6 protein-coding genes and 3 pseudogenes are annotated in these 8,642 nt (G+C 54.4%); 7 read left to right on the top strand and 2 right to left on the bottom strand.

The annotated features are described in order from the left end of the window. Positions 1-116: 116 nt before the first annotated feature. Positions 117-2,840 (bottom strand): glucosidase family protein, encoded by a 2,724-nt coding sequence (locus ACR3FF_RS24045; protein WP_458190655.1) that lies wholly within the window; start codon positions 2,838-2,840, stop codon positions 117-119. A 449-nt stretch (positions 2,841-3,289) separates the two neighbouring features. Next, entirely contained in the window at positions 3,290-4,102 is an 813-nt protein-coding gene (locus ACR3FF_RS24040) for a CDP-alcohol phosphatidyltransferase family protein (RefSeq protein ID WP_458190654.1), read from the bottom strand. A 531-nt stretch (positions 4,103-4,633) separates the two neighbouring features. On the opposite strand from ACR3FF_RS24040, the gene ACR3FF_RS24035 reads away from it, so the two are divergent. The 7 genes and pseudogenes from ACR3FF_RS24035 to ACR3FF_RS24005 form a co-directional block, all read left to right on the top strand. Next, positions 4,634-4,780 (top strand): DUF2080 family transposase-associated protein, encoded by a 147-nt coding sequence (locus tag ACR3FF_RS24035; protein ID WP_458190653.1) that lies wholly within the window; start codon positions 4,634-4,636, stop codon positions 4,778-4,780. A gap of 3 nt (positions 4,781-4,783) precedes the next feature. Continuing rightward, positions 4,784-5,947: an RNA-guided endonuclease InsQ/TnpB family protein gene (locus ACR3FF_RS24030; protein WP_458190652.1), complete on the top strand. Its 1,164-nt coding sequence runs from the start codon at positions 4,784-4,786 to the stop codon at positions 5,945-5,947. A gap of 371 nt (positions 5,948-6,318) precedes the next feature. Beyond that, positions 6,319-6,549: a hypothetical protein gene (locus ACR3FF_RS24025; protein WP_458190651.1), complete on the top strand. Its 231-nt coding sequence runs from the start codon at positions 6,319-6,321 to the stop codon at positions 6,547-6,549. Between the two features lie 9 nt (positions 6,550-6,558). Continuing rightward, positions 6,559-6,918, top strand: a pseudogene (locus tag ACR3FF_RS24020) (PIN domain-containing protein). Between the two features lie 123 nt (positions 6,919-7,041). Beyond that, positions 7,042-7,188, top strand: coding sequence for a DUF2080 family transposase-associated protein (locus ACR3FF_RS24015; RefSeq protein ID WP_458190650.1), 147 nt, complete (start codon positions 7,042-7,044; stop codon positions 7,186-7,188). Between the two features lie 2 nt (positions 7,189-7,190). Then, a pseudogene (locus ACR3FF_RS24010) lies at positions 7,191-8,272 on the top strand (RNA-guided endonuclease TnpB family protein); the annotation flags it as partial. 68 nt (positions 8,273-8,340) lie between these two features. Next, positions 8,341-8,642: pseudogene (locus ACR3FF_RS24005) on the top strand (IS4 family transposase); the annotation flags it as partial.

Below are 8,642 nucleotides of genomic sequence, written 5' to 3'. Positions count from 1 at the left end.
TCTCACTGGAGTGAGACCGCCGTCTTTGGTTGAATCATTCGCTCATCCGCGCCAGCTACTCTCGTCTCGCCCCAGAAACCGAGTCAGTAATCAGGAACGATGGGAACTACCGACTGTCACGAACCGCTCGACATCTTTTTTGTCCGTACGAGGAATACGTGATCTTGATCAGGGGAAGCATTGACGGACACTTCTTTCCCACGTGTGGTCATACGCACTTCGTACTCGTCTGTCGCCTCACCGTCAAGGCGAACAGTTTCGATTTCTGCGTTTGGAGGGATCACATGTCCAACTGAAAGCTCGGCAATGTCGGCGCTTGGAGAAACTCGGGTTCGATAAAGTCCCGCCTTTCCGGGGACAGTTGCGGAAACTGCCACAGCACCGTCTTCTCCAAGGCGAATGTTTTCTCCCTCTATTCGGGGGAAGTCTTCCGGTATCTGCGGAATGACCTGAAGTTGCTTTCGGCCCATATCGGGTCGTAGTCCGAGATAGTGACGCACGACTGGCCAAAGGATACCGTAGGTACCCCATGCCTGCAGCACCATCGCTCGCTTTGTGAACTGTTGATTAATGGACCGGCCGTAATTCGGTGACGGTGCTATTTCGGGCATCGCTCCGGGCTGCTCATCGGGATCCGGAAGTTGAAGCGTTGCGTTTGCCCGCATATATCGTCGCTGCTGATCACGTCCAAGCCGACCGTAGTTCCCTTCGCCAACAGCCATCACTGCACTGTTGAGCGTAAAGATACTCTTTTCTGCTGAGTATTTTGTATACTCATACTCTCCCTTATCACAGCCAGGTCCACCAGTATGGTAGAGACCATCGTTCCGCCGGTGAGTTGTTTGTTCTTCATCTCCAATTCCGCTATAACAGGCCGTCTCTCGCAGTTTCAGTGCAGCGTTTCCATGATCTCGTGTTGCAATCCCAGGGACGACAGATCCTGACTCGTCAACATAATCAACAGACATCGGCGTCACGCCAATCCAGTGGCGTTGATAGATGCGACGGTTATCGTTCGTCCCGTTTTCCGGGACGTCGATTGAACCAGCGTGTTGAGGAATTTCAGGGATCCACCATGTCTCAACAAATTTCGCGAGCATCTTCCCAGCTTGATCACTCGCCCATGTCGCCGTCTGTTGGTCTCCCTTGCTTCGAGCCATATCAGCGAGGGCAAACAGCCCGCGGATAGTATAGACAGTTACGTCGAGTTTCTCCTCGCCCATGCCAGAACGCTCAACATTCCCCTGCCCAGAGGGCCAGAGGTCGCTGTCTTCGTCTAGCTCCTCTGTAATGTAGGTTAATCCATCGACAATGAACTCATACATCTCATCGCGGAACGCATCGTCGCCAGTCCATTGCCAGATTTGGTGGACTGCCATGGCAAATTTGGCCGTCTCGTCGGTGTTGCCAGGATCTGAATTTGCGCCATAGTACACTGAACCATCAGTGATTACCTCGTGAGCGACCTTTCCAGTGTCCTCGTTGAGGAGACGACTGACCTCATGAATTGCCCGCATGTGATCTCTTGGGACGTCGAACTGACCGGCCGCGAGTGCAGCGAATGTCGTATACTCACCGTCGACAGCAAAGAGCCACTGATAGTCCGGAAAGCCTGCGGCATAGAACCGAATTCTATCGATTTCACCGAGAGGAGCGGGGTACTGCGTTCCCTCATCAGTGTACCGAATCTGGAGATCTGTGGCTTCTTGGACACTGTCGGCAAGGTTTTGCTTACTCCATTTGATGGATCGATCTAATAGGTTGCTACCGGGGAGAGATACTTGCGTCCGTTCAGCGAGGTCGCGTCGCGTTGCAACTTTTTGCTGGAGTGCATCCATCGGGTCTTCTAATACTGTAGTGAGCTCCTCAACGGCAGGCTCCGGTCCGGATTCAGAGCCGGCAACGCCGACCCAGATTGTTTTTGTCGAATTAGCCGGAATTTCAACTTCATACTGGAGCTGCCCACCTTTTCCATTGCCCATCTTGGAATCATCACACCGGATTGGATCCAACTGCTCGGTCGACTCATCGTCCGGAGGACAGACGTCGACCGGCATCTGTGGTCCCCAAAATTCATCGCCTGTTTTGTGGCTTACTGGTTCCATCTTCGTTCCAACGACACTTGCCCAATTGTGACGATCGGCGTTTTCTACTGGAGGCGTTCCTTGTTCGCGGAAAACCAGGCGCTGTCCATCGAACTCGACGCTATCTTCGAGATTGAACTGCTCTTGTGAGGGTGTTGTCCATCCCCACGGATACGCACTCAGTAACTCCGAGTGGGCATTAACCGTGAGCGTGAAGGATTCGTCTTTATCACCCGCCGTAAACTGTAATCCGAAGAGGGCTGCACGTTTACCATCAGGAACGAAATCAGTACGCGTGATAGATAGATTCTCGTTCCCTGGCAAATCCATGGTCACGTGCCCGTACGCACTGGTGAATCGGTTTGCACGTCCGATCCACTTATCATTAATGCCAAACCAGATGCCGTCAAGCAACTTGAGCGGGGGACTCCAAACGCCACCCATCTCGCCCTCAATGTGCCATCCCATCGCTGGGAAACGTCCTGATTCATCACCGACGATATATGCGCGGGTTCCCGTCGCCACGTATCGCCGGTCTTCAAGTCGATCCGTTACTGAAAGTGTTGACGAGTTCGTCTTGATGGAGCGTGCGTTCCCGTGATCGTTTGACCATGGATAGGCCGCTGTACGCCTAACGGCCCCCGTAGTATCAGATCCGACCGCCGCAAGAAGCGTCGCAGTAGCTGTCCCTTCGATGAATCGTCTTCGAGTTGCAGTCTTGCCTGTTCGATCTGAATTTTGCTCCTCGTTGACCATGCACATAAATTGAATTATTATCGTATATAATTTATCGCTAAATAGCTATAGTTGAGACAATTTAGGATGTGAGCTGTTCGTTGGTCTTGGTGTTCATGGCCAACCAAGAACTGCTCAGCGGGACTTCGAGATGATACGAAATGGTTTGAATGGCACTGTCTAGATAAGGAAAACTCAGTGACAGCGGTACGATTGACGAGATTTTACGCACCGTTCGAAAGCGACTGGTTCTTGATAATGAGATCGGTTGCACCGTGAGAAGACGGAATTCGACTGCGTCACCAAAAATCTAGTCATAAGGAGACGAGGAGATTCGTTAGCCATTCACGGGAGAGACGTTGAAACGCCACTCTACAACAGAATCGCTTAACTAGACAGTGCCTGAGTTCCTATAATATTCAGAAGAATTATATGTAAGACATATGGTGGAACCGTTGTCCTTTCACTGCCTACCCTCTTCTTTTCGTGCTATCTTCCTCCTCCGACGTCTGGAACCCACTTTCCAGATTTCCTGACGTGATTCGTCCAGAGACCACGAGCCAGTCTCGGACAAAAACGAGTAACGAGGGAATCATCGCGACCGTAGCGAGCGGCACTATCACATCGGATGAGAGCACTGGAATTAGCGCGATCGTAATTACGATCATATGAAGAGCAGCGAGTGGCCGTCGGACGCGGCTCGGGGGGAGTGGCGCGACATATCTTCCCCGGTAGCGACGGTACGCTGTGCCACCACGGAAGAGATAGCCGGCGGCACTAATGGCGAGATACCAGATCGGGAGTCGTCCCCAGACGATAGCGACAAGGGAAGCAACGAGGGCGCCGAGCAAGTCGAATGAGAGATCGAGTTTCGCGCCAAGTGTCGATTGCTGGTTGGTCTGGCGAGCCACCCACCCATCGAGAAAGTCGAGAATAGCACCAGTCCCGTAACAGAGCCCCGGAATCCACCGAACCCCCTCGACTGGTGAGACAATGAGAAACCCACCCACGACAGCGTATAACATCCCACGAATAAGTGTTATCACGTTCGCAGTTCCCAGCGATCCGTCGCCCTGGTCGTTCCGCGAAAGGTGACGCTGTAAAAACCAAAACTCATAGACGAGCACGCCACCAGTGAGAAAAAGCCACTTCCACCTAACGTCCTCCCCGACAGCAGCATCGACAAAGTGACTCCCGGTGATAGCGACGCTAAAGGCGATGAATGTAGCGAGGCTCCACTCAATCCGGAGTCTCGTTGTGAGAGTACGTGTCTCACCACTCATGGCCTGAATTCTGGGGTGGACAATAGCTGACTACACTCCCACCCGACGTTGAAACGGTTCAGCCTCACTGCGACACCGTTCGTAGCGACGTCATGGGTCAATACTTGTGAAGATGAGGAAAACTCTCGCTCGATGGTCGATGGGAGAACAATCTGAGCGAGAGTCGCGTTGCAATCGACGACTGCCAAACGTTGGAGGCAGATGGCGGCATCAAGTCCGGTCACATCTTGCATTGTGACGGCATCGTGGCCCATTGAGTCGACATGCATAGGGTATCGGAGGACTGACGAACCAAAAAGCTACGCTCCGAGGAAGTCCAGTCTGTTAAAATGGGAGCCACGACTCGCCGAACACGGGATTAACTGGAATTAGGCGCTAAGTCCCCTTCCTCAAGGAGCAACGCAGGGAACGAAGCGACCGAGTAGCGCAGTAGGGAGGGGATACAGCGCCGCACAGTTCTCAAACACGTTCGTCGCTCAGTCCACAGGCCCACCGCTACCTTTATGTATATCCATAGTCTATACATCGGTGATGGATAAATTTGAAATCAAAGGCGAAGAAGTCCTCGACGGGACTGCAAAACCGTCGGGGAATAGTGCCCACGTCATCGTTCCCAAACGCTGGCGCGGAGCCGACGTGAAAGTCGTCCGCGTCTCCGAACCCAGTTCAGACGAGTAAGATATGCAGTACAACTACAAGTATCGACTCAACCCGCCAGAAGACATCGGTGAGACGCTTCTGCACCACGTCAATACTTGTAGGCAACTTTACAACCACGTTCTCTACCTGCTCAACGAGGCAGACGACATCCCCGCCCGCTACGAGGTGCAGGGGCGACTCCCCGACCTCAAATCGTGGTGGGACGACCTCGGAGGCGTTCACTCGAAGGTACTCCAGATGGTCGTCAAGCGCGTCTACGACAACCTCTCTACGCTCAAAGCACAGAAGGAAAATGGGCGTGCCATGGGGATGCTCAAGTGGAAACCGCCTCGGGAGTATCGGTCGCTCACTTACAACCAATCCGGCTTCAAACTCAAGAATACGAGTGGTCGGCCTGTCCTGTGGTTGAGCAAAATCGGAGAGGTTCCGATTCACCTCCACCGAGATATTCCCGAGAACACGAGCATCAAACAGGTCACGGTCAAACGAGAACCCACTGGTGAATGGTACGCCACGTTCGGCATCGACGTAGACGAAGCCACGCCCGAGAAACCAGAACATCCCGAGAAGACCGTCGGCATCGACGTGGGGATTCTCAAGTACGCACACGACACCGACGGATGTGCCATCGAGAGTCCCGACTTCAGCGACGGGCGCGAACGGTTGGAACGCGCCCAGCGCGACCTTTTACGGAAGGAACACGGCTCTGCGAATTGGGAAAAACAACGGCAAGTCGTGGCCGAACGCCACGCCGACCTGAAACGGAAGCGACGAGACTTCCTCCACAAGTTGTCGAACCACTACGCCACCGAGTACGACTTGGTGGCGGTCGAGGATTTGGACGCGAAGGGCTTGGTCGAACTCCCCGGCAATTCCCGGAATCGAGCAGGCGCGGCGTGGGGGACGTTCCTGCGGATGCTCGAATACAAGTGCGAACGTGAAGGGACGCACTTCGTCGCGGTTGACCCGAGAGGGACGACCAAGGAGTGCGCGTCCTGTGGCGTTTCGACGGAGAAGCCGTTGTGGGTTCGTGAACATTCCTGTCCGGCGTGTGGGTTCGAGGCGGATAGAGACGCAAACGCGGCATGGAACATCCTTTCTCGCGGTATCAAGAAGCGCGTCGTGGAAACAGGAAGCCCCACCCTCAAGCGCGAGGGCGTCAGCCCGAGCGGTAGGGTGGGGTAGTTCACCGAGGCGGACTGCGAGCGCACCGTGGCGATCGTTCGGGGTGTGACGAGCCTGCCTCGAGGGCGTGTATGGCTCTCTGTCTGTTCCGCAGGCTACTCGGTCTCCTTGACGTTCCCGCAGTTCCGACACCGCTTCATCCCGCCGTGCACGTCGCCGTAGTCGTGTCTGACGCCCGTGATACACAATATGACTTGGAGGAGTCCCATACCAGGCAAGTATCGTGGCCACCGGATACGGTTTTCCGTTCTGTTTGTGTACCCGCTACCCATCGAGCGGTCACAACAGGAAATTCAGACTCACGGATCGCCATGAGAATATCTTGTCGCCGACCGAGAGACACAGTATTCTATGTTCCCATAGTATTCTGTATGCCCACGATCACAGTCAACGTCGATGATGATCTCAAGCAGCGAATGGAAAACCATCCAGAAATCAACTGGAGTGAAGTCACTCGCCAGGCAATCAAAGAGAAGGTCAAGAAGCTCGACCTAATGGACGAACTCCCCGTTGGCAGTGAACTCACCAATGAGGATGTCGAGGAAATCTCCGCAAAAATCAATCAGAGTGCACGCAAATCCTTCGAAGAAGAGTCGAGGTAGTACTGACGAATGAAGCTGGTTGTCGACGCCAACGTCGTTATCTCTGCGCTCATCGCGAATTCGAAAACACGCGAACTCATTGTCACACTTGAACCCGATCTTCTAACTCCTGAAGTTGTCCACGAGGAAATCGGGAACTACGAAGATCTCATCGTTGAGAAATCCGGCATGGATGCGGACCGAGACAATCAGTTCATCGAACTACTCGTTCAATATATCGACATCGTCCCCGCTACAGACTTCTATCCGTTCATTGAGTAGGCCGACAAGGCAATTGGTGCGACAGACCCCGACGACATATTGTATGTTGCATGTGCGCTCGCTTGCGAAGCAGGCGTCTGGAGTGACGACTCTGATATGGGTCGCTAGCGCATACCTCAGTCTTTAGGCGGAGGTCGAGCGGTAGGCATAGCCCCGCAATTCAGGCATATCAGCAGAACTGGATTTCCATCGGCCGTAACGTTTACGTTGAAACAATGTATAAACTGAGTTATGAAGGATCGCTTCGAAATAAACGGTCACGAAGTCATCACGGGCGAGGTCAAACCCACGGGGAATGGCGCGCACGTCCTCGTCCCCAAAGACTGGCGTGGCGCAGACGTGAAAATCGTCCGAACCAGTGACCCCAATACTGAGTAATCATGCCTGCGGAACTCACGGAGACGCTCCAACTCAAACTTGTTGACCCAAACGCGCACAAATAGTGCAAGCTCCGTGAGACCGTCGACGCGTACAACAATGCGCTCCACGACGCATTTGATCATAACTGCGACACGCAATCCAAAACCAATGACGTGGTCGTGAACTACGACCTCTCCGGGTACGCGAAGAACGCCCTCAAACAGTACGTCCCAAACTTGCTCGACGAGGACACGTATGACGCGGGTGAACTTAAACCGGGCACGCATCCCGTTCGGTTCACCAACGAGGGGCCACAACTCGACCACAAGCCACAGAACGCCATTGAATGGTACGTGAAAATTCCCCACCACGATGACTACCACTTGTGGTTGCCTGCGCAACCTCCTGCGAACAAGCGGAACTGGCTCGAAGCCCTGTACCACGACGACGCGGAGATGGGCGAGTGCCAACTCATTGAGCGTGATGGTGAGTGGTACTTTCACGTGGCTGTGACGCGGATAGTCGAACCATCCAGTTCGGCGTTCAGGGTGAGCAGACGCCGATTGGGGTGGATATCGGGGAGGCTGCCTTAGCCACGGTGTGTCACCGTGACGAGCGCGGCACCCCGACCACACCCAACATCTGGAGCGACGAGAGCCGTGAAGTCCGCCACCTCCGTAAAACCTACTTCACGGCCACCAACCGCCTCCAACGACGCGAGGCAGACCGCCTTGACGAAGAATTTGAAGACGAGCTCTGGGCACGAATCGACCATCTCATCGACACCGTGTCGAGAGAAGTGGTTTCCCACGCCCGGGACGTCGAGAATCCTGTCTTAGTGTTGGAAGACCTCCAGCACATTCGTGAGAATATGGACTATGGCAAGTTCATGAATCGACGGTTGCACGGGTGGGCGTTCGCCAAGCTCCACGCTCAAATCACGTACAAAGCGGCGGAACACGGGATTCCCGTCGAGACGGTAAATCCAGCGTACACGTCCAAAACATGCCACGCATGCGGCGATCAAGGCTCTCGCCCGCGCCAGGGCACGTTTACGTGTACGAACGCGTCGTGTTGGGTGTCAGAGCATCCGTGTTCGGTTAAGGAGCGAAACCGGCAGATGGTGCTGTCTTGATAAGGTTATCTTCAGAAACCGCGTAGAGAGAGGTTGTGCTAACAGAACTCTCTCCAACACTCATACGACGGCGACTGACTTCCCTCTTTCCAGTAGCGCTTATCGAAGACATCGCGCGCGAGCGCGATGTCGTCCAACGCCACCGGACAATCGACATCACGATGCTTGTCTGGACGCTCATCATGGGCTTCGCCGTCGACGGCGAAGCCCGTACTATCGCCGGGTTTCAGCGGGCCTACGCCGCCGCGACCAACCAGACCGTTGCTCGCTCCAGCTTCTACGACCGGTTCACACCGGCACTTGGTGCCCTGTTGAGCGACCTCCTCGAGCACGCTCT

Source organism: Haladaptatus ordinarius (assembly GCF_054177595.1).
Note: the sequence above shows the minus strand (reverse complement) of the source record. Positions and strands in the feature narration are given on the sequence as shown.